Origin of the sequence: Streptomyces sp. DvalAA-43, from assembly GCF_900091725.1 — a bacterium.
GTDB classification, from domain to species: Bacteria; Actinomycetota; Actinomycetes; order Streptomycetales; family Streptomycetaceae; genus Streptomyces; species Streptomyces pulveraceus.
The window spans coordinates 1-21,005 of sequence record NZ_FMBW01000003.1 but is presented as its reverse complement, the minus strand read 5'-3'; the positions used below and the strand labels follow the sequence as shown (position 1 = coordinate 21,005).

Sequence of the window (21,005 nt, the reverse complement as noted above, 5' to 3'; positions counted from 1 at the left end):
TCGGCTGCAGACTCGTTCTTCACCGGGTAGGTGACGCCTGGCTACGCAGATAACAGCGAGAGACGCTTGTTGCCAGGTTCGGAGAACACCCGCGCCTCGGTGGTGACTGAAGTGTTGGCGAGCTCTGGGAACTGCTCTTCGGCGGGCCGGGCCAGGCTCGCGGTCAACGTGGTCCGTGAGGTGAAATGGCGTCGCAGGGCGGGGCAGGCAGCGGGACCGGAGTGTGTAGTGGGGACGATCCTCAAGGGCATGAGCCGCGTCCGTTGGCATGAGTTGACGCATGCGTACGGATCAGCGGTTGGTGTTCCGGGGCGGCTGTCACGTGTCGCGTGGGGTGACGCCCGGAGCGGCGCTTCCGCCTTGAGTGATCTTGGCCTGTGGCTCGGTGAGCTGGCTGTCTTCGACGCGACCGTCGAGACGGTTCCGTTTCTGTGGGATCTCGCGGTGACCGACTCGGTCACCAATCGCTCCGGCGTGATCAAGCTGCTGCAGACGATCCTGGAACACGCCAATCCTCCCAGAATCGAGGTGCAGCAGGCGGCTCACCGAGCTGTGCTTGACGGCAGGAGCATGGCGGACATGCTTGCCCGTGACGGGGATGCCGCTGTGCGGGCAGCGGCTCGCGACCTGGTGGCAGCGATCGACAGTCACGTATGCGGGTCCTGTCGTCCGGCGTAGCACTGCAGCTGTGGATCGTGATCTTCATGTCTGCTTGCCGGGGCAAGTCACCGCAGGTGGCGGGCATAAGCTCTGTCAGGTGTTGGCGCCGAAGTACGCAGCGGCAGCGTCGATGAAGCGGTCGTGTGCGGTCCGTGCGGTGTCCTGCGCTGCGGTGAGCTCCTCCATACTCGTGGCGGCATCGACTATGTCGTAGGTGGCGACGACCATCGTCTGTGCAATGACGTGGACGGCCGGGTCGGGCACGAGAAGGCGCAGCGCAACATCTGCTGTGCCGGGATGCCGATGCCGTTCTCGACGACGTGCGCGAATACGTCGTCGAGCACCTTCGTGACAAAGCCGCGGTGCTGGTCATGGATGAAACCGGCGGCGTGAAGAAGGGCAACCACACTGTCGGGGTCCAGCGCCAGTACAGCGGCACGGCCGCGTGGATCGAGTTCTCAGGTCGCGGTATACCTCGTATACGCCGACGCGCGGGGCCACGCAGCGGTGGACCGGGAGCTGTACAACCCGCGCTCCTGAACGTGCGACCCGGATCACTGCCGGGCAGCGGGGCTCGGCGAGGACACCGTCTTCGCAGCCAAGCCGGAGCGGGCCCGAAGGGCGAGCGGCTCTACAGCAGGGCCGTCGTCGACTTTGTCGACCCCATCTGGCAGCCACTTGCCCCCCTCGGACCTCATTGCATCGGGAAGGTCGGCAGTGGCAGACGAGGGTGACGGCGATGTGCACTCTCGTCGCCGAGACCCGGACCGACTCCGCCACGACGTCCAGGCGGCGGGACGATGGCCATCCGGCTCGTCAACTCGCAGATGAGATGTTCTCCCAGCGGGTGACCTTCCATCATTCATGGCCTATTCGTAACGAGGTTCGTGCAACGCTGCGGGCGTTGCTTCGACCTCGAAACCCTCCCGACGTATCCGAGTCAGCTGCCCTGAGAAGTTCGAGCGGCTCGGTCCACGCCACCGAAGGAGTACAGATGCCCGATACCCGTTCCGTTTCCCGAACTCGGTCCCGTGTCCTGGCCGTGTTGAGCGCCGCAGCGGTGGCGAGCGGACTGGCGGTCGCCATTCCTGCGGTGCCCGCCTCCGCCGACGGGTCGTTCGTGGTCAGCGAGGCGCAGTTCAACCAGATGTTCCCGGCCCGGAACTCCTTCTACACCTATCAGGGCCTGGTCAGCGCGCTGAGTGCCTACCCGGGTTTCACCACCACCGGCGACGATGCGACGCGCAAGCGGGAGGCGGCGGCTTTCCTGGCCAACGTAAGCCACGAGACCGGCGGCCTGAAGTACGTCGTCGAGCAGAACACCGCCAACTACAGCCACTACTGCGACGCTTCGCAGCCGTACGGCTGCCCCGCCGGGCAGAGCGCCTACTACGGGCGCGGCCCGCTCCAGCTCAGCTGGAACTTCAACTACAAGGCAGCCGGGGACGCCCTCCACATCGACCTGCTGAACAACCCGTACCAGGTGGAGCAGGACCCCGCCGTCTCGTGGAAGACCGGCCTGTGGTTCTGGGACACCCAGAGCGGCGCCGGGACAATGACCCCGCACGACGCGATGGTCAACGGCAAGGGCTTCGGCGAGACGATCCGCAGCATCAACGGCGCCCTGGAGTGCAACGGCCAGAACCCGGACGAGCGTCAGGATCGGATCAACCTGTACCAGCAGTTCGTCGGCGTTCTCGGCACCGATGTAGGCGGCGGCAACCTGTCCTGCTGATCCGGCCGACCCGCCCCGGCTCGTGGAGGTCGGGCTGTGCTTCTCCGTCCGGTCGGGGATGGACACACCCGTGCCGTCGCCCGCCACGGGAGTCGCACCTTCACGGCCGTCGAGGACACCCTCCCGCTCCACGGCCAACTGCTGAGCATCGACCGGATCGCCAGCGAACCCTCAGTCGTAGTTGCGCTTCCAGCCGCCTCCCACCGAGCGGTACCGCCCGAGGGCCCTGGACGACCACGGCCAGGCCCACCACGTGGACAGAAACGCGGCTGCGCAACACTCCCTGCCTTCGCACCGTCTCCGTCCGACCAGTCGCCAGGTCCTGCGGACCGGGGCAGGACCGCGTGCCGAGGCGGGAGTCACGCCGGTCGGCGGGCCGATTCACGGGCCCCGCCGACCGGGCCAGCCGGGAGGGCCCAGTCGTCGCGGACACGGTGGAGGGGCTGACCCGCGGACCCGGATGGTGTGCGGGAGCGAGCCCGGCGGCCCTCGTCGCCGATGTGCTGCTGGCGGGCGACGTCGGAGGGTGTCAGTCCCCCTTGGCATCATGGCATTCATGAGTCACCACATCTCCTACTCCACCGCCGACCAGGCAGACGTCCTTGCCTTCCTGGGCAGCAACGGCGACCTCACCGCGGACCAGCAGCGCTGCCTTGAGACCATGCGGAAGGCCGCCCGAGCGCGACAGGACGATCTCGACCACCAGGACATCGACTGGGGCCTGTCCATCCCCGAGGCTCTCGACCACCTCCTGGCCGGGCACACCTCCTCGGCGGCGGAGTGTGCGGGAAACGCCTACCACTCCGCGTTGCAGATCATCATCGACCGCAATGCCTCCGACCCGTACGACCTGGGCACCTACTCGAAGCCCTCGACGTTCTTCAGTCTGGTCGACGAGGAGATGCGCCGTCTGGGCGTGCCGAACGACCTGCTGCCCCACGGCTATCTCTATGGCGGACTGCCGGTCGGCTTCCCTCCCATACCCAACTCGTTGGACGGGTATCCGGCCATCGGCCACCTGCCGCTGGCCAGGACCAAGCCCGCCGCCGACGCCTACCGCGCCGTTCTCGACCGCATGGACCCGGACTTCCGCTACGACGTCCAGGAGCTCATCGAGAAGCTCGACTTCGAGCACGAGGAATGGCAGTCGGCGACGCAGAGCATCGACTGGTACACGCAGGACACCCTCTTCTTCAGCCTCACCTGACCGACCCCGGCGAAAGGCCCCCGGATCCGGCTGGTGACCGGGACCCGCGCAGGCCCGAGTCACCGCCGGTGCGGTGAGAGCCGCGGACAGCTGTGCGTGCCGGGGGCGACGGCGCATCACAGCGGTACGCCTTCGACGGAGTCCTGCGCCGCAGCAGCGCGGCAAGTACAGTCGGCTGCAAGACCGAGTTCAGAGCCACGGCCGCCATGGCAGTGCCGGCCTTCATGGAAGCGGGCGCCAGGACGTGGAGGGCGCAGACGTTCACACCCTCCGCCTGCCGTTGGCGGCCGCGATCGGCTTCGCCGTGCTCCAGGCGATGTCAGGACGGCCAATGTCCGGGCCGAACACCGTCGTGGCCGTACGCCGGCGAGCTCCCGTCCGCCGCCCGTGAACCGGCACAACCGAGCCGTGTGCGGCAGCTCAGGGAGGCAATGACGTACGCGCATCGTCCGGCCGGCTACGACGCCCGGGCTATCCGGTGGAAGGCCGGTCCGCGGTCAGTGGAACGGGATTTGTGGCACGACGTGCTGACGGCTCACTCACGAGCCGCCCGCATTTTGCGCGACTGTCACCTCAGCCCACTTTCCTCAGGCCCGGTCCTCTTGAATACTCCGTGTGCCCCTCTTCGTGGACGGACATCACCGAAGCAACAGGAGGACCCCACACTCATGACCGAAATCAATCGGCGTCGCTTCCTCCAAATCGCCGGAGCCACCACGGGGTTCGCCGCCCTGTCCGGCTCCATCGACCGCGCCGCCGCCATCCCTGCGGCGCGCCGCAGCGGAACCGTCCAGGACGTCGAACACATCGTCGTCCTCATGCAGGAGAACCGTTCCTTCGATCATTACTTCGGGTCGATGAAGGGCGTCCGGGGCTTCGGAGACCCCCGCCCGGTGACACTGCCCAGCGGCAAACCGGTATGGCACCAGTCAAGCGGCGGCAAGGAAACCCTGCCCTATCACCCGGACGCTGACGACCTGGGTATGCAGTTCATCGCAGGCCTCGATCACGACTGGGCCGGCGGCCACAACGCGTTCAACAACGGCAAATACGACAACTGGATACCCGCCAAAGGCACCGGCACCATGGCGTACCTGACACGGGACGACATCCCGTTCCACTACGCCCTGGCCGACAAGTTCACCATCTGTGACGACTACCACTGCTCGTTCATCGGTGCGACGGACCCGAACCGCTACTACATGCTCTCCGGTCACGTCGGCAACGACGGTACCGGCGGCGGTCCGGTCCTCGGCAACCAGGAAGCAGGCTACGGCTGGACGACATACGCCGAACGCCTTGAAAAGGCAGGCATCTCCTGGAAGGTGTACCAGGACATCGGCGACGGCCTCGACGCGGCCGGCGGCTGGGGCTGGATCAACGACGCATACCGCGGCAACTACGGCGACAACTCCCTGCTGTACTTCAACAACTACCGCAACGCCAAGCCCGGCGACCCCCTGTACGAAAAGGCCCGCACCGGCACGAATGCCAAGGCAGGGGACGGATACTTCGACATCCTCAAAGCCGATGTCAAGGCCGCGAGACTGCCGCAGATCTCCTGGATCGCCGCCCCCGAAGCGTTCTCCGAACACCCCAACTGGCCTGCGAATTACGGGGCTTGGTATATATCACACGTCCTCGACGCGCTCACCTCGAACCCTGACGTATGGAGCAGGACGGCCCTGTTCATCACGTACGACGAGAACGACGGCTACTTCGACCATGTCGTGCCACCCTATCCGCCGGCCTCCGCCGACCAAGGGCTGTCCACCGTCGACACCGCGCTCGATCACTACAAGGGGGGTATTGGATATGCCGCAGGCCCCTACGGCCTCGGACAGCGTGTTCCGATGACCGTCGTCTCGCCATGGTCCACCGGCGGATACGTCTGCTCCGAGACCTTCGACCACACCTCGATCCTGCGCTTCATGGAGAAGCGGTTCGGAGTGAAGGAGACCAACATCTCGCCATGGCGGCGCGCCATCTGCGGTGACCTCACATCCGCCTTCGACTTCTCCCTCAAGGTCACAGACCCGGCCGACCTGCCGGACACCACGGGATACGCCCCGCCGGACCGCGACCGCCACAACAGCTACGTTCCGAGGCCACCCGCCCAGGGCACCCTGCCCCGACAGGAGGCCGGGGCGCGGCCGAGCCGCCCGCTCTCCTACGTTCCCTACGTCGACGGGGCCGCAGACCTCACGACCGGGAAGTACAAGCTGACGTTCAGCGCAGGGGACCAGACGGGCGCCGCCTTCCAGGTGCGCTCGCAGAAGCGCACCGACGGCCCGTGGACGTACACGGCGGCAGCCGGAAAACCTGTCTCCGACAGCTGGAACTCGGTTTACTCCGCCGGTAGTTACGACCTCACGGCCCACGGTCCGAACGGCTTCCTGCGCACCTTCCAGGGCAACAACAAAGCCGCCGAGCCGGAGGTGACGGCACGCCACGACGCCGGCAATCTGAAGCTCACCCTGACGAACCCGTCGACCACCGACGCACACCTCACCGTGACCAACGCCTACGGCGGCGAGCGCCAGACGTACACGGTCCGCGCCGGCGCCACCGTCGAGCAGAGTATCGACCTGCGCGCCACCAAGCGCTGGTACGACCTGACCGTCGTCGTCGAGGGCAACACCGGATACCTGCGGCGTCTGGCCGGGCACGTCGAGAACGGTAAAGCTGGTTTGAGCGACCCGGGCATCGCAACCGTGTGAGACCCGCGCGCGACCACCGGGCGGACGGAGGGGCACACACCATGTAGGTGACGAGGTATCAGTGCCACGCGTCGGAATTCACCAAGCCTTGGGCATACGTACGAGCAAGCACACCGGCAAGAAGACCTGACCCGGCTGGGCGGGCCACCCGTCGCGGGAGGCCCGCCCGGCCGGAATCTGCGGCCATCGCACGTCGTAGGTGCGCTTGACGGACGGAGTGACCGTGTTGCCGTTGGGGTGGCCACGGACTCCGACGGCCGGGCGCCGGCCGAGGCGGTCAGCCTCCCGGACGCCGGATCACGGGACGTGGACGGCGCCCCGGGTACCTCGGCGCACGGGTGTGGACGGTGCGCGTCGTTGCATGGCGAGGCCGGTGCTTCCACCATGCGTCGGGAGGTCTCAGTCGGCTGCCGCGCAATGAGAGCGGGAAGCCCACCATCGCGCCGAGCAGGCTCAACTCGCCATGGCTCTCGCTCATCTCGGCCTGGAGGTTCTGCCCGGCTGAAATCCCGTCCCCCGAGATCGAATCGCCTCGTTGGTCGTGGTACACGGCGGCCTGGCTGAGCAGCGGCTCCGCGCTTGTGTGGGCTCCGGCGAGGCGGGCGCCTATCTGGAAGAGGCAGCGCGGTGGGTTCAGGGCCCCAGTCGTATCCACCCGGACAGTCCCCGGTCGTGGCGCCGGACAGCCGAAGCGTCGACGAGCCGCAACGTCGTCAGGCGCGCCTCTGCAGGCAGCTCTTCCTTCTCAAACCGGCGCTGCTCCATCCCGATGCACGGAAGGACTGCGCAGCCCTCGAGATCGAGTACGCCGGTGACCTGTACGCCGTGGAGTCTGAGGGACGAGATCCGGCTGGACAGGGCTGGCGGGCCCTCGAGCAGCAGCCACGCCATGATCCTGGCACCCACGCTGTGTTCGGGCCCGCGGGGTGACCGTCGCGCAGAGCGTCGGCCTCCCTGTTGCCCGTGCGCAGGTCGTCGATGTCGCCGTCGCGGGACGTGTGCCGCATCCTGGCCACTGCTGCGGTCGGCCTTCCGGCGGATCGTTGAAAGGGGTGCCGGCACACGAGCGGGCCCTGTGCGCACAGAAACGGGAACTCGAATCGGGCCATCGGCGAACAGCGGGTGACCATGCCCGCGTCTTCGAGGGAAAAATATGAGCCTAAGAGGCGACCGATGACCGTTTCACCGAGCGTCGGAGTCCACCGTGCCGAGGGCACGGACGAGCGGTTGGACTCCGACGCCTCGGTGATCGAACGGTCCTGGGCCGAGCCCGATGCCTTCGCCGTGCTGTTCGACCGCTACGCCGACGACATCCACCGGTACGCGGCCCGGCGGCTGGGTGCCGACGTGGCGGACGATCTGATGGCGGAGACCTTCGTGATCGCCTTCCAGCGACGGCGCCGCTACGACCTGTCGAGGGCTCAGGCGCGCCCGTGGCTGTACGGGATCGTCACCAATCTCGTCGGTGAGCACCGGAGGTCCGAGGCGCGCCATCTCCGTGCGCTGGCGCGGGTCGCCGCCGGCGTCCCGGACGAGGGAGGCGGCGAGCCGATGGCCGAGCGGGTGGCCGACCGGGTCACCGCCGAGAGCGCCCGAGGTGCGCTGGCGGGCTGCATCGCCGAGCTGCCGCCCCGCTATCGGGACGTGCTGCTGGTGATCGCCTGGGGTGATCTCGACTACGTGGAGGCCGCGGAGGCCCTGGGGGTGCCGGTGGGCACCGTCCGCTCACGGCTGCACCGGGCTCGAAGGAGACTGCGCGACGCATTGGGCGGGTCCGATCCCACAGCCCTGCAAGAGTTCCAGGAGGAGCCCGATCATGGATGACCTCACCTCCGTGAAGGAGTTGGAGGCGGACACGCCTCCCCTGACCGCCGAGGCCCGTGCCGCCGCCCGCACCCGGCTGATGACCGCCATCGGCCGGGAGAGCCGCAGGGGGGTCGCTCTCGCTCTGCCCAGGCGGACGGTTTTCCGTGTCGCGGTGGCCGCGACGGTCGCCGCGGCAGTGGCGGGAACCGTGCTGGTGATCTCGGCGGACGGCGGGGACCTCCCTTCCCCGAGGATGACCACCCTCAGCGCGGCGCAGGTGCTGCACAAGGCCGCGGACAGGACGCGGTCCACTGGTGCCGGCCTGCCGATCCCGCGGAACGACCAGTACTTCTACACCAAGACCTACATCACCCGAACCCCCGTGAAGGGCGGGAAGACCAGGACGTGGACGGACGAGAGCTGGCTGTCGGTGGACGGCTCCAGGCCCTCACGCCGACAGGAGCACGGCAAGATCCACAACGATCCCCCGCTGGGCGAGCACGAGCTGCAGTGGCCGCCCAATGAATACGCGAAGCTGCAGAAGTGGCCGACCGACCCCGACGAGCTCCTCAGGTGGCTCGGCCACGGGCGCGTCGAGGTCGTCGAGCCGTCCGGGGCGAAGGGGGGCAAGGCCGGCGGGCCCGCGCCCGACCCCGACAGAATGGTGTTCATGGAGGCATGCCTGCTCATGCAGGGGCCGCGGGTCATGCCGCCCGGCCTGCAGGCCGCCGCTTTCGAGGCCCTGGCGAAACTGCCACGGATCAAGGTGGACGAGGACGAGGTCGACGCTCTGGGCCGGCACGGGGTCGGGGTGTCGTACCCCCACCTGACCTTCACCTTCGTCTTCGACCGTGAGACCTACGACTACCTGGGCATTCGTCTCAAGGGCAGCAACGCGAAGCGCGTCGACGGCGAGTGGCGGCAGGTCGACAGGTACTTCGAGATGCGCAGCAGTCAGGAGGTGGGCGTCGTCGACCGGATCGGCCAACGTCCGTAACCGCTCGAAGGGCCCGTGGTGACGGGAGGAGGGACCGGGGGCGTGTCGGACGCCCCCTGCCCGGCCGTGGCCGACGAGGGAGCTGACGGCCTCCTGGGCGGGGCCCCGGCCTGCCGAGCAGTGCAGGGAATGACGGACGGACGGCCACGTGTTGGTTGGGGCAGCCAGGCGTGGGCTGAGGGTGAAGTGGGCGGGGGTCGCCCGCCGCAGGGCGTACGCCCCCGCGAGGTGGTGGGGAGGAGGAGGCCCAGGCTCGTTCGATGGAGTCGCTGACGCGGTCGAGGTTCCAGCCGAGTGATTCGGCGAGGAAGCCGGTGGTGAGCGAGCGGCCGGCGTGGGCGACGGCGTCCCTGTGGGTGCCGGGGGCGGGCTCGGTCGGGAACTGTCGACGCCGGTAAGAAGATCGTCCGCAGGAAGCGAAGCATCGTCACCGACACGCTCGGCCTTCTGGTGACCGCGGCCAGCGTGCAGGACTCCGTTGCCGGCACCGCACTGCTCGACCAGGTCGCCGCCGACCACCCAAGCATCCGCAAGGTGTGGGTCGACGGCGGATACCGCCAGCACCTCGTCGAGCATGCCGCCACCCTCGGCATCGACATGGAGATCACCGCCCGCAAGCCTGGGAGCAGGGGCTTCACCCCGATCCCGAAGCGGTGGGCGGTCGAGCGAACCTACGGCTGGCTCATGCTCCACCGCCGCCTGGCCCGCGACTACGAAACCTTGCCCACCCGCTCCGAAGCCGTGATCCACATTGCCATGACCGACCTCATGGCCCGCCGCCTCACCAGTGAGAACACCATCTCCTGGCGCGACCCGAAGAAGGCCACAGAACATCCCATCTCGGGATGAAACACCGGACGAAAACGACCTCTCAGCGCGGCGAACGGAAACCTGGGTGAGCGCGCAGGTGGGCTGTCGGCCGCGGCGGACTTCCCAGCTCCGACAGGAGTTCTGCGACACGATCCGGCAGGGAGCGCAGGGAAGCCGTTGCGGAACTGTGGCGCCAGGGCCCTGGAAACGTGGCGGAACCGTGACATCAAGGCTCCAGGATTGAGCCTGTGGACACGACGAACCGGTTCCTGACCGTGCGCCTGGGCTTCCTGTGGCGTTTCTCGGGTGTAGGGCCAGGATGCCTTCTGGGCCTTCTCTCAGCTGTCGTCCTCGGCGCGAGCGGCGCGGTGGATCGGCTGGGTGTCGGCCCCAGCCTGCTGATCGTCGCCGCAGTGGTCCCCGTCGTGGCCCTGCCCGCGCCCGTCAGCTTCTGGGTGCGCGCCGACAGCGACGGCCTCACCCTCTCCAGGGCGCTGCTACGCCGTCGCTACCACTGGCACGACATCACGGGCCTGGACATGGCCTTCGGTGAGGACCCCGATTCGGACGCACCTCGCCTCACGATGCGTCTGCGCCTGACCACGACCCCCGCTGCCGGCCGCGGACCGCTCGTCGGCGTCCTCGGCCTCGCCCCCGGCCATCAGCTTCGGGGCACCGAACCGCGTCGGCTCGCAGACCTCTTCACCCTCCTCGCCTCCCATGGTGTCCCCCTCGCCGAACGGGACTTCGCCGACCGCGTCCTCGCCGCCCACGGACTCCCTCCGCTCGCTCCTGGTCCGGACCCGATCGACGGCCGGTAGCCATCCGACCGGGGCCGTGTAGTGGTGGTGCTCGGGGCCTGAGCTCTTCAGCCGGCGGGCAGCGCTGCCGTACTCCCTCGGGGCGAAGCCGTTGTGCCGGCGACGATTGTCAGGACGGGTATGCCGGTCCGGGCGCGGGGACGGGGCCGCCGGGCCGGAACCGCTCCACCCCGACGATGTGCCGCACCTTGACGGGACGCACGATCACCGCGACCCGATGTTCCTCTGGCATGATCCACTCAAAGCGATCGACGCCCAGGTACTTGCGGGCCAGCCGGTCCATTCGGTCGTGTGCCTCCTCGCCCTCGATGAAGCGCGCCACCACACCACTGATCTGCACTCGGTCGAAGGGGTCGGTGGCGTCCGCGTGCGAGAGGTAGACGCGGGGGTCGCGGCGCAGGTTTTCCTCCTTCACCCGCCCCACCGAGGTGTTGAACGTCAGCTCCCTTTCCCCCTCCAGATCCACCCACATCGGGCTGACCTGCGGTGCTCCGTCGGCGAACACGGTGCCGACGTACCAGATGTTGGGGGCTTGCAGTCGGGCGCGGACGGCTTCATCGAAAGGCGCAGTCATCCCGGGAGGCTATCAACCATGATCGGCTGGAGAGTTCGGGGGAGCCGTGGAATTCGCCAGGTGAAGGCGATGCCGAGAAACCGTCCTCCGCGCTCCCGTTCGCTGTCGTGGGGTTGCGGAGTCGGGATGGTGGGGTCGCCGCAGAGGAAGAGTGCCTGGACGGAGGGGTCCTGCTCCTCCCCCGCGGCGAATCAGGGCACGGACGGATTCGTCCGGTACTCCGGCAGTTCACCGGACAGGGTTTCCGGTCGGTGCCGCCGGGTGGGATCAGACGTCGCAGGTGTCGAGCATCTCGGACAGAGCTTCAGTCTCGGCCGGGTTGGCGGTGAGCTGGTAGGTGGCCTTCACGCTGATCCAGGCGCGGCTGTAGGTGCACCAGTACGACTGCAGCGGCGGCTTCCAGTTCCCCGGGTCCTTGTCACCCTTCCCCCGGTTGCTGCCGGCCGAGACCGTGATCAGCTGCGAGTCGACCAAGTCGTTGGCGAAGGCGCGCCGCTCGGGGGTCGTCCACTGCGATGCCCCAGAACGCCAGGCTTCCTTGAGGGGGACGACGTGGCCGATGTCGATGCGGGAGGCGGAGTCGATGGTGAGGCCGTCGTACTCGGAGTACCAGGTGCCGAACACGGCGCGGCACTGGTCGTCCTGGACCACGTCCTGGCCGTCGCGCTGGAGCACGACCTCGCGGGTGTCGCAGGTTCCGTACTGGGTGATCCAGTGCGGGAACTCCGCCCGGGAGTAACCGGGGACATCGTCCTCCTCGGTCACGACCAGGTCCGCGAGCAGCCGTCCGGCGGTTCGGGGAGCTCGCGCAGGGACAGTGCCTGGCCAGCGGAGGCCTGGCGGGCGGGGTATGGAGGCCGACCGCGGTGGCGGTGGCCGGGGCGGCGGTGAGCGCGAGCCCGGCAAGCGCCGAAACAGCGGTGAGGAGCGCGGTGGAGCGGGAGCGGCTGTGGTCCCTGCAGGAGCTGCTGGACGAGTGGATTGTCGCCGCGTGGCAGAACCGGCCGCACGACGGGCTGCGGGATCCCGCGCACCCGGGCCGGGCGTTCACCCCGAACGAGAAGTACGCCGCCCTGATCGAGGCCTGCGGCTACGTTCCGGTGGCGCTGAGCGGCGACGACTACGTCGAGCTGCTGCCAGCCCTCTGGCGGGTGGTCAACGACTACGGCATCCGGATCAAGGACCGGATCTACGACAGCGAGGAGCTGGGCCCGATGCGGCGCCAGCACTCGGAGGTCCAGGCCAAGCGCGGGCTCTGAGAGGTCCACCACGACCCCTACGACGTCTCCCGGATCTGGGGACGCGACCACCTCGGCGACGGCGGGTGGGTGCCGGCCACCTGGAAGCACCTGCAGCGGGTTCCGGTGCCGTTCGGGGACCTGGCCCGGGACCACGTCGCCCGGCAGCTGCCCGAGGCGACGGAGGAAGAACTCGCCGACGCCGTCTCCGCTCTGCTGACCCGCGCACGGCGGCCCGCCCGGTGAGCCGGGCCCCCGGCCGGGCCGGCGCGAGCGGCGGGTGGCGGCCCGCACCAAGAACACCGGGCCCTCCATCCCGGCCCCGGCAGCCGAGCCCGCCGAACCGGTCACCGAACCAAACGACGGGGAGTCCCTGGCCGAAGTGATTCCGCTGGGGTTGTTCGACCCGCTCGAAGACCCTTGGAGGAGGCCGTGAGCGAGCCGGAGGAGCCGGGACAGCACCTGACCACCCTCCAAGGCTGGGTCCGGTTTGTCGACCGCCCTCCCGAGGCTCCGCCGTTGCTCTCCACGGAGGAGTACGCCGCCCTGCCCGTGGCCAAGCGGACGGCCTACGACGAGGACCGGCTCGACTACCACACGCGCCTGCTGGTGGTCCGCACCTCTACCGTTCAGCACACCGTCGCCACCGGCCGCCGCCTGGTCTTGGTCAACCGGCACGCGATCAGTGCCCGCCGCGGGCTGATCGTCTCGGGGCCGGCTGGCACCGGCAAGACGATCGCCATCGCCCAGCTCGGTCTGGCCCACGAGCTCCTGGACCGCTCACGCCATCCCGGTGATCTGGGCCGGATCCCGGTCGTCTACATCACCGTCCCGCCCGCCGCGACGCCTCGCATGATCGCGGTGGAGTTCGCCCGCTTCCTGGGTCTGCCGGTGACCGCCCGGTTCAACATCACCGACATCATCGAGGCCGTCGTCGGCGTCTGCACCGACGCCCGCACTGGTCTCGTCCTCGTCGACGAGCTCCACAACATCTCGCTGACCAGCCGCAACGGCGCTGAGGTCGCCGACACCCTCAAGTACTTCTCCGATCGCATCCCCGCGACGTTCGTCCAGCGTCAACGTCGAGCGGCTCTTGGCCGGCGTCCGCGGTGAGCAGATCGCCGGCCGCTTCACCCTCATCCGCACCCACCCCTTCCCCTACGGACCCGAGTGGAAAGGCCTGGTCAGGACCCTGGAAGGCACGCTGGTCCTGCTCAGGCACGAACCGTTCAGCCTGATCCGCCTCGACCGCTTCCTCCACGAACGCTGCGGCGGCATGATCGGCTCCCTGTCCCACCAGATCCGCGGCGCCGCGATCGACGCGATCCTCACCGGCACCGAGGAACTCACCAAGTACGGCCTGGAGGATGTTCCGCTCGACCTCGCCGCCTCGCCCAAGCCCCGCAGGCGGACCGCCCGGTGACCCCCTACACGGAGCCGGACCCCACCGTCTCCCGCCTCCCGCGCCGAGTGCGGCCGCTGGACCGCGAAGGCGTCGAGGCCTTCATCGTCCGGCTCGCCCAGGCCAACCATCTCCGGCCCGCCTACCTGCGGGACTACCTCTGCCGCCGCCCCACCACCGCGGGAAACCGAGCTGGGGCCGGCTCGCCGCGGCAACCGGTCGTCACCCCGCCGCTCTGCGGGAAACCCTCGAAGGCCCGGCGACACGATGCGCCGAGTGCGATGCCCCGCTCCCGCCGAAGGGGACCGCCGGCGGAAGCCCCCGGCGCCACTGCTCCGCCCGCTGCCGCCAACGCGCCCATCTGCGTCGCACCATCGGCACCCGGACCTGCAGATACTGCGGGATCGAACTGCCCCGGACTCCGGGGAAGAGCACGCCGTCCTGGTGTTCCCCACGCTGCCGCCGGATGGCACACCGCCAAGGTGTCGAGCGGCCCCCCGAGCCGCCGGCCCCGACCGCCTCCCAGGCGAAGCTCTGCACGAAGTGCGGCGAGGTCATCCACCGCATCCCCGTGAGCCGCCGCGGCCCGGCGGGCTACTGCCAGCGATGCCGAGACCAGGACTACCTCCAACGCCAGCAGAACCCCGCCCAACCTCCCGCCGGCCACAGCGTCCCCACGGGCCCGACATGCGGCTTCTGCCGAACGCCCATGGACTCGGCCTCAGCAGCCCGACGGTGGTGCTCGCACGCCTGCCGACAGGCCGCCTACCGAGCACGCAAGCTCGGCGAGATCCCCGAGCTAGGGCTGTGACAGGGCCTCCCGGACGGCGTCGATGCCGAGGGCCAGGTCCGCATGAAAACTCTGGTGAAGGTCGAAGTCCCGGGTCATGTCGACGTAGTAGCCGTCCGGCAGGGTCGACTCGGCACGCGAGAGGTCGCTGTTCAGTCCGTCGAGCTGGTCGATGATCCGGTGGGTGTCGCTCAGGGACTGCCTGAGGGCCTCGGCGAGCGGGCCGCCGGACCGAGGGGAGATGGCCGCACCGGGCCGGTGCGACGCGCGCAGCGCCGCCCGCACCGCCGCGCGCCGGAACTGGGCCAGGGCGAGGGAGGCTTCGATCCCGTCGTAGGAGACCTCGTTCGTCCAGGGATCGTCATCGGCGAGACCCGATGCCAGGAAGCCGACGCGTCGGGGGACGTCGAGGTCCTTCACCGCGTCGAACATCGGCGCTGCGAGCGCGGCGTCCTGGGCCAGTGCGACCGCGAACGCCCGGGCGTCCTCCCTCCGGAACTCGTCCCTGGTGGCCCGTGTCCCGGACCTCTCGGCCTCCTGCCGGAATCGCTCCACCTGAAGGGCGAGCACCGCTCCGAGCCGTACAGCCGCCAGTTCGGCCGCGGGAAACCCGCCGAGCGCGGCCTCGCGGCCCTGTGCGTCGCACTGGGCGAGGCCGGCCGCGTACGCCCGTACTCCGGACGGCGCGGGCTCGGCGAACGAGTGCAGCACGGGTGCGCCGAAGGGCGGCACGGGGAGCGAGGAGCCGAGGTTCCACAGCGGCGGTCCGGGGGCGCGGCGAGCGGTGGCCCCGTCCGCGCCAATGGAGCCACTCACCTCGTCCAGCCCGGCCCGCAGGTCGAGTACGGAATCCAGCGCGGTGGTCAGCTCGCCCAGCAGCTCCGCGAACCTGACGTCTGCCTCCGCGGCCCCCTCGGCCGCGCCAGCCCCATCGGCCTCCCCCGGCGCCTCGGCACCTCTGGCCTGCCGTGCCCCCGTCTCCGCTCCGAGCAGCTTGCCGACGTGGCGCAGGGTGCGGTGCACCTTCGGCATCGACAGGCCCAGCTCGTACCCGATCGCTCCCGGAGCACAGCCGGCCAACCGAAACGCGGTGACGTCGAGTTGACGCTTGTTCAACTCTCTCAGCGGGGCGAGCGCCACCACCGTCCGGGCCTGCACCAGGGCGTCGGTGCTGCCCTTCCCCAGGAGGGCTGGCACCGTCTCGTGCGCAGGGCGGAGCACCCCGCAGCCGCCGCCGACGGTCATCCGGCACGTCCAGGCCCGCAGCGCCTGCGCGGTGACCACGGGGGTTCTGGTGTCCTTCGCGGCCCCGGCCGCGTTCGCGCCCAGCAGGTCCATCCACCGCCGGGCCACCGTCATCGAGTCCTGGGCGAGTCGCGCCGCCTCCACCAGGTCCACGCCCCGCAGCAGCGACAGGGCGACGAGCGGCCCCGCGTGCGACCGGTAGTAGTCCCCGAACCCGAGCCCACTGACGGACGCCGTATCCGCCGGATCTGTCGCCATTGACCCAACTCCTCTGCGCTTATAGTCACTTGTGTTTCCGTTGGAGTTCAAGGTAGTGGTGCGACGCGCGGAGACGAACTGCCCCGCCCCACGCTCCGATGGCAAACGAGCAAGATCCGATGACAGAGGACACCTGGAGGGGGCCTCACCAGCTTTCGGACCAGGTCCATCCAGTGCTGGGTGACGACTCTGCCGGACCGGGCGTACAGCACGACGGTCTCGTCGGTGCGGCGCAGCACGGTCCGGTGGCTGTCCTTCTCCAGACTTCGGTGTGTTCATGAGACACGAAGTGACCTGTTGGTGGGTGGCGTTGGGCGGTGGGGAAGTGTGCCGGCGCCGGTCCGGGTCACGCGAAGCGTTCGTGGTCGGCCAGTACCGCGTCGATCACATCGAGATGGATGGCGACTCGCTCGTCCCTGGGGTCGGAGCACTGGGTCAACGTCAGCAGGGACTTCCACAGCGCCCAGCCTCTGGCCCTGGCCCAGGTGCCGTCGTCGTGGCCGACTGTGTGTCGGAATGCCTCGCGGCTTTCCTCGCGGAGCATCGTCCAGGCGATCACGAGATCGCAGGCGGGGTCGCCGATGCCCGAGGTGCCGAAGTCGATGACGGCCGACAGCCTGCCGTCGGTGACAAGCAGGTTGTTGCCACCGATGTCGCCGTGGAACCACACCGGCGTTCCACGCCATTGGGCCTCGAGTGCCGCTTGCCAGGTCTCGGTGGCCCTCACGGTGTCGATCCGGCCGCTGAGGGCGGTGATGCAGCGACGCGTCTCGTCGTCGTAGTGGGCGGGTGACGCGCCGCGATATCCGCTGTGCGTCCCGGCGAGAGGACCGTCCTCGGAGTCACAGCGCTGAAGGGCGAGGATGAACCCGGCGACACTGGTGGCGAACTGGGTCATGTCGTCGATGCGTTCAGGAGAGGCCGTGTCGCCGGGCAGCCAGCCGCGCACGGACCAGGGGTAGGGATATCCCGCGCCGGGGGCTCCTTTGGCCAGGACGGTGGGGACAGCCACCGGCAGCGCGGGGGCCAGGCGGGGCAGCCAGTCGCATTCCTTGTCGACCGCAGGGGCGTAGCCGGCTGCGGTGGGCAGGCGGACCGTCATGTCGTCACCGAGGCGGTAGGTGCGGTTGTCCCAGCCATCCACCGGAACCGGGACCACGGGCAGACGGCTCCACTGAGGGAACTGGGAGGTGATCAACCGCTTCACCAGCGCGGCGCTGATTCCCGCGCGTCCGTCCGGCACAGATGTAAGCACCCGCTGAGCCTCACCGGTGAGGTCGTACCAGGCAAGTGATTAACGACGCGAGACGCATCTGAATGTCTGGAGAACCGTCGAGCTTGGGCTCGTATCACCAGCCCGGCCCCTCCGGCAGGACCGGGATGGCCTGGGCTAGGACGTGTCTGCCATACCGGGCGTCTTGGTCAGCGGTCTATCCAGTCCGGCACCCACACGCCGTCCGGGGTGCGCGGCCCTGAGGTGCGCAGATGGTCGCGTAGCGCGGTCAGCACGGGGTGCTGGTCTCCGGTCCGGGACAACAGCACGTGCGTGTACACCGGGGTCGGTTCGCGCAACGGGATGCGCCGGAGGTCGTGGTTCTGGGGCCACAGGTAGCGGTCCCCGCTGCCGACGAGGGTGGCCAGCGAGGCCGAGTCGGCCAGCGCGTCCATCAGGGCCTCGTCGCCGAAGTTGGGGCCGAGCGCGTCGATGCTCAGGCCGAAGGCCTCGGACAGCGCCTGGTAGAACGCCGCCCACTCCGTGCCTGGCCTGATCCCGGGGATCCAGATGCGGTGCCCGGCCAGGTCCGCAGGACTGACCCAGGGTACGTCAGCCAGGGGGTGGCCGGGCCCGACCAGGAGCTCCAGGGGTGCGTCCAGAAGTCGTTCGGCGCTGATCCCAGCTGGGGCCTGGTCTACCGGCAGGGCGCGGAAGGACGCGTCGACGGTTCCGTCGAGCACCGCCTGGGCGGCCTGGGCGGCGTTCTCGTTGCTCAGTGTGACCGCGTCCAGGCTCATCTCGGGGTGGGAGCGGTAGAACCGGTAGACGGCCTGGGCCGGAGCGATGCGCCGGTTGAGGACGTCGACGCGCAAGGGCCGGCTGCCGGGACGCACGGCCTGCTCGGCCTGCTCGAAGGCTGCGAGGACCTTCTTGGCGTGCGGCAGGAAGACCTGCCCGTCAAGGCTCAGCCGGGAGCCTCGCGAGGTTCGCACCAGGAGCGTGACCTCGAGGTGTCTCTCCAGGGCCGCGATCCGCTTGGAGACCGCCTGCTGGCTGATCCCTAGCTCGTCCGCCGCTGCCTGGAACTGGCCGGTCTCGGCGACGGCCGCGAACGTCCGCAGCGCTTCAACATCCACATCTTCAACTTACTTCCACAACGAGTGGTTGTGGCTGGTGGGTCATGCGGTTGTTTGATCACCCGTCCTTCGGGGTGGTGGGATCGTCGTATGGCTAACCGCACAGAGCAGGTCATGTATGTCCAGACGCCTGAGTTCGCGCGTCATGTGGAACGGATCGTGGAGGTGACCGATGCGACGTCTCGACTGAACGTGCTTCCGTTCAGCGACAGCGAAGGCCGCGCGGAACTACTTTCTGTTGTGTTCGGTGGCCCGCTGCCGGAATCGGTGATGATCTACCCCCCGTTCTTTACCGAGTACGGGCTCAACACGACGTTCGGGGAGAACGTCTTCGTCAACCAGGGATGCACCTTCATGGACAGGGGAGGCATCCGTATCGGGCACGGCGTCATGATCGCCCCAAAGGTTAGCCTCATCACCGGAGGCCATCCACTGCCCCTGGCCGAGCGCCGCGAGTACCTCTCCTTCGCCCCGATCGTCATCGAGGACGACGTCTGGATCGGGACGGCTGCCGTGATCACGCAGGGGGTGACCATCGGTGCCGGTGCGGTGGTCGCAGCCGGTGCGGTGGTCACTCGTGATGTTCCAGCCGCCACCGTGGTCGCGGGAGTGCCCGCCCGGGTGATCAAGAAGATCGACTGAGCCCGGCGGGGTGCGCAACACCTCTCCGGTCTGATCCTGATGCCTCGTCACGCCCTGCTGACCGACCGGCAGTGGGACCGCACCCGACCTCTGCTGCCCTCCAGTACCGGTCGTCGTGGCAGGCCTTGGGACGATCACCGCCGCATTGTGGAGGCGTGCGTCTACCAGTACCGCACCGGTATTCCTTGGCGAGACCTCCCAGCCAGGTTCGGATCCTGGAAGACCGTGTGGGCCCGCTACCGCCGCTGGGCGGCCGACGGGACCTGGGACCGCGTGCTCGGCGTCCTGCTCGCCCGCGCGGACAACGATGGGCTGATCGACTGGCGGGTGGCGGGTGGCGGGTGGACTCCACCATCACCCGGGCCCACCAGCACGCCACCAACACCCGCCGCCCGAGAAGTGCCGGGCCGCAGCCCGAGGGCAGGGCCTCGACGCCCATCGAGAGCCCGCCGGGCACGGGATCGGTCATTCCCGCGGCGGGCTGACCACGAAGATCCACCACGCCGTGGACGGCCAGGGCCGACCGCTGGCCGTCGTCGTGACGCCCGGCCAGGCGCACGACGGCCAAGTCCCTGCCGTTGCTGCTGGGAGACCTGCGTGTCCCGCGCACCGGAGGAGGCCGACCCCGCACGAGGCCGTCCTTCGCTTCCCATTAGGCATACTCCTCCCGCGCCATCCGGGCTGGCCTCAGGCACCGCGGGATCAAGGCCACCATCCCCGAACACTCTGACCAGGTCGCCAACAGGCGGAGACGGGGCAGCCGCGGCGGACGCCGGCCCGCCGGCTCAAACAGTTCCGGGCCGTCGCAACCCGCTTCGACGAACTCGCCACCCGTTACCGGGCGGGACTGCACCTCGGCTCGCTCATCCTCTGGCTCCGCGACACCACACCGTGATCAAGCGTTGTCGGCTACCTGGGTCGGTCCGCGAAAGCCGTCTGCGTGACCGCCAGTGCGCCGAGCCGCGACATGAGCTGAATCTCTTGCTGTGATGTGACGGCAATCCACAGGGCTGTTCCCGTGTCGTCGGCGCTGAAGAGCTGCTCACCCTGCCGCCATGCCTCGGCATGGATCGTGTAAGGGGCCAAGGCCAGCAGCACGTCGAACTGTGCGTCGTCGTGGATATCAACATCGATCCCCATTCCAGGATCGCTCTTCGCAGACCGGACGCCATCGGTCACAGCGTCCTCGGCCATCAACAACGCGCGCTCGTAAGCGGGTACGACCTCCTGCGGCCAGGCTTCATCACTGTAGGCATCGAGGTGAGCGGTCTCGATGCTGTCCCGGAGGACAAGAAGTGCCTCACGGTGCGCATGCACCACGTCTCCTGCACCCAGGCCATTCCGAAGAAGCAGCTCGCGACGTGTGCCGTTACCGTGACTGATCATGCAGCTGAGCTTCTCACGCGAGGTGGCACCCAGTAACGGAGGGCTACCGCCACTTGTAAGACAGGACCTAGTAGGGCTTTGTTAGGTGGTGTCGTAGGGCTGCCATGGGGTGGGTTGTCGGCAGGTGGGGCAGGTTCCGGTCCAGGTGGCCAGCAGATGTTGGAGGAGGTCCAGGGCCTGGTAGAGGGTCAGGCCCTGGCAGGGACTTTTGGGCAGGTCCGCTGTTCGGTCAGGAACAGGTGGGCGGCGGTGACGAGGGTGACGTGGCGGTGCCGGCCGGTGAATGAGCGGCCTTCGAAGTGGTCGAGTCCGAGGGTGGTCTTCAGCTCGCGGTAGTCGTGCTCGATGCGCCACCGTAACTT

19 protein-coding genes and 4 pseudogenes are annotated in these 21,005 nt (G+C 68.8%); 14 read left to right on the top strand and 9 right to left on the bottom strand.

Annotation, left to right across the window (positions count from 1 at the left end; all coding sequences use genetic code 11):
• Positions 1–228 precede the first annotated feature (228 nt).
• Positions 229–678, top strand: a complete 450-nt coding sequence (locus tag GA0115234_RS00795; protein ID WP_093538885.1) for a hypothetical protein — start codon at positions 229–231, stop codon at positions 676–678.
• A gap of 75 nt (positions 679–753) precedes the next feature.
• Here the strand turns inward: GA0115234_RS00795 and GA0115234_RS00790 are convergent, their stop codons facing one another.
• Complete coding sequence (locus tag GA0115234_RS00790) at positions 754–888, bottom strand: hypothetical protein (RefSeq protein WP_256088514.1); 135 nt, start codon at positions 886–888, stop codon at positions 754–756.
• 50 nt (positions 889–938) lie between these two features.
• Between GA0115234_RS00790 and GA0115234_RS00785 the strand changes: the two are divergent.
• The 4 genes and pseudogenes from GA0115234_RS00785 to GA0115234_RS00770 all read left to right on the top strand — a co-directional run.
• Positions 939–1,281: pseudogene (locus GA0115234_RS00785) on the top strand (transposase); the annotation flags it as partial.
• Between the two features lie 373 nt (positions 1,282–1,654).
• Positions 1,655–2,395 carry a chitinase gene (locus tag GA0115234_RS00780; RefSeq protein ID WP_176729032.1) on the top strand — a complete coding sequence of 247 codons (741 nt, stop codon included), beginning with the start codon at positions 1,655–1,657 and terminating at the stop codon, positions 2,393–2,395.
• Between the two features lie 556 nt (positions 2,396–2,951).
• Positions 2,952–3,602 carry a DUF7691 family protein gene (locus GA0115234_RS00775; RefSeq protein WP_093538889.1) on the top strand — a complete coding sequence of 217 codons (651 nt, stop codon included), beginning with the start codon at positions 2,952–2,954 and terminating at the stop codon, positions 3,600–3,602.
• 668 nt (positions 3,603–4,270) lie between these two features.
• Positions 4,271–6,322: a phosphocholine-specific phospholipase C gene (locus tag GA0115234_RS00770; protein WP_093538883.1), complete on the top strand. Its 2,052-nt coding sequence runs from the start codon at positions 4,271–4,273 to the stop codon at positions 6,320–6,322.
• A 633-nt stretch (positions 6,323–6,955) separates the two neighbouring features.
• Here the strand turns inward: GA0115234_RS00770 and GA0115234_RS00765 are convergent.
• Entirely contained in the window at positions 6,956–7,213 is a 258-nt protein-coding gene (locus GA0115234_RS00765; protein ID WP_093538882.1) for a hypothetical protein, read from the bottom strand.
• Positions 7,214–7,495: 282 nt separating this feature from the next.
• Between GA0115234_RS00765 and GA0115234_RS00760 the strand changes: the two genes are divergently transcribed.
• From GA0115234_RS00760 to GA0115234_RS00745, 4 genes and pseudogenes are all read left to right on the top strand, one after another.
• Complete coding sequence (locus GA0115234_RS00760) at positions 7,496–8,146, top strand: RNA polymerase sigma factor (RefSeq protein ID WP_093538881.1); 651 nt, start codon at positions 7,496–7,498, stop codon at positions 8,144–8,146.
• Positions 8,139–9,125, top strand: coding sequence for a CU044_5270 family protein (locus GA0115234_RS00755; RefSeq protein WP_093538880.1), 987 nt, complete (start codon positions 8,139–8,141; stop codon positions 9,123–9,125). The genes GA0115234_RS00760 and GA0115234_RS00755 overlap by 8 nt, the downstream gene beginning before the upstream one ends.
• Before the next feature lie 384 nt (positions 9,126–9,509).
• Positions 9,510–9,974: pseudogene (locus GA0115234_RS00750) on the top strand (transposase); the annotation flags it as partial.
• Between the two features lie 209 nt (positions 9,975–10,183).
• The gene (locus tag GA0115234_RS00745; protein WP_093538879.1) at positions 10,184–10,756 is read left to right on the top strand and encodes a hypothetical protein; all 573 of its coding nucleotides are present in this window, start codon (positions 10,184–10,186) and stop codon (positions 10,754–10,756) included.
• Positions 10,757–10,865: 109 nt separating this feature from the next.
• Here the strand turns inward: GA0115234_RS00745 and GA0115234_RS00740 are convergent, their stop codons facing one another.
• Together GA0115234_RS00740 and GA0115234_RS00735 are read right to left on the bottom strand one after the other, a co-directional pair.
• A complete protein-coding gene (locus tag GA0115234_RS00740; RefSeq protein WP_093538878.1) occupies positions 10,866–11,330 on the bottom strand; it encodes a TIGR03618 family F420-dependent PPOX class oxidoreductase in 465 nt (154 codons plus the stop codon).
• A gap of 267 nt (positions 11,331–11,597) precedes the next feature.
• A complete protein-coding gene (locus GA0115234_RS00735) occupies positions 11,598–12,095 on the bottom strand; it encodes an HNH endonuclease family protein (protein ID WP_256088511.1) in 498 nt (165 codons plus the stop codon).
• A gap of 101 nt (positions 12,096–12,196) precedes the next feature.
• Between GA0115234_RS00735 and GA0115234_RS42075 the strand changes: the two genes are divergently transcribed.
• From GA0115234_RS42075 to GA0115234_RS00725, 3 genes and pseudogenes are all read left to right on the top strand, one after another.
• A complete protein-coding gene (locus GA0115234_RS42075) occupies positions 12,197–12,589 on the top strand; it encodes a hypothetical protein (RefSeq protein ID WP_176729029.1) in 393 nt (130 codons plus the stop codon).
• Positions 12,590–12,658: 69 nt separating this feature from the next.
• Complete coding sequence (locus GA0115234_RS42070) at positions 12,659–12,814, top strand: hypothetical protein (protein ID WP_176729030.1); 156 nt, start codon at positions 12,659–12,661, stop codon at positions 12,812–12,814.
• 174 nt (positions 12,815–12,988) lie between these two features.
• Positions 12,989–13,991 (top strand): annotated as a pseudogene (locus tag GA0115234_RS00725) (AAA family ATPase).
• Between the two features lie 778 nt (positions 13,992–14,769).
• Here GA0115234_RS00725 and GA0115234_RS00720 read toward each other — a convergent pair.
• The 3 genes from GA0115234_RS00720 to GA0115234_RS00710 form a co-directional block, all read right to left on the bottom strand.
• Positions 14,770–16,263, bottom strand: a complete 1,494-nt coding sequence (locus GA0115234_RS00720; protein ID WP_093538876.1) for a hypothetical protein — start codon at positions 16,261–16,263, stop codon at positions 14,770–14,772.
• A 346-nt stretch (positions 16,264–16,609) separates the two neighbouring features.
• Positions 16,610–17,518 carry an aminoglycoside phosphotransferase family protein gene (locus tag GA0115234_RS00715; RefSeq protein ID WP_093538875.1) on the bottom strand — a complete coding sequence of 303 codons (909 nt, stop codon included), beginning with the start codon at positions 17,516–17,518 and terminating at the stop codon, positions 16,610–16,612.
• Between the two features lie 167 nt (positions 17,519–17,685).
• Complete coding sequence (locus GA0115234_RS00710) at positions 17,686–18,615, bottom strand: LysR family transcriptional regulator (RefSeq protein WP_093538874.1); 930 nt, start codon at positions 18,613–18,615, stop codon at positions 17,686–17,688.
• 114 nt (positions 18,616–18,729) lie between these two features.
• On the opposite strand from GA0115234_RS00710, the gene GA0115234_RS00705 reads away from it, so the two are divergent.
• Together GA0115234_RS00705 and GA0115234_RS00700 are read left to right on the top strand one after the other, a co-directional pair.
• On the top strand, positions 18,730–19,257 hold the full coding sequence (locus tag GA0115234_RS00705) for a DapH/DapD/GlmU-related protein (protein ID WP_093538888.1): 528 nt from the start codon (positions 18,730–18,732) through the stop codon (positions 19,255–19,257).
• Positions 19,258–19,296: 39 nt separating this feature from the next.
• A pseudogene (locus GA0115234_RS00700) lies at positions 19,297–20,152 on the top strand (IS5 family transposase).
• Between the two features lie 14 nt (positions 20,153–20,166).
• Here GA0115234_RS00700 and GA0115234_RS00695 read toward each other — a convergent pair.
• Positions 20,167–20,643, bottom strand: coding sequence for a hypothetical protein (locus GA0115234_RS00695; RefSeq protein ID WP_141718350.1), 477 nt, complete (start codon positions 20,641–20,643; stop codon positions 20,167–20,169).
• Between the two features lie 188 nt (positions 20,644–20,831).
• A partial coding sequence (locus GA0115234_RS41175) for a transposase (RefSeq protein ID WP_141718349.1) occupies positions 20,832–21,005 on the bottom strand: 174 nt, incomplete at its 5' end.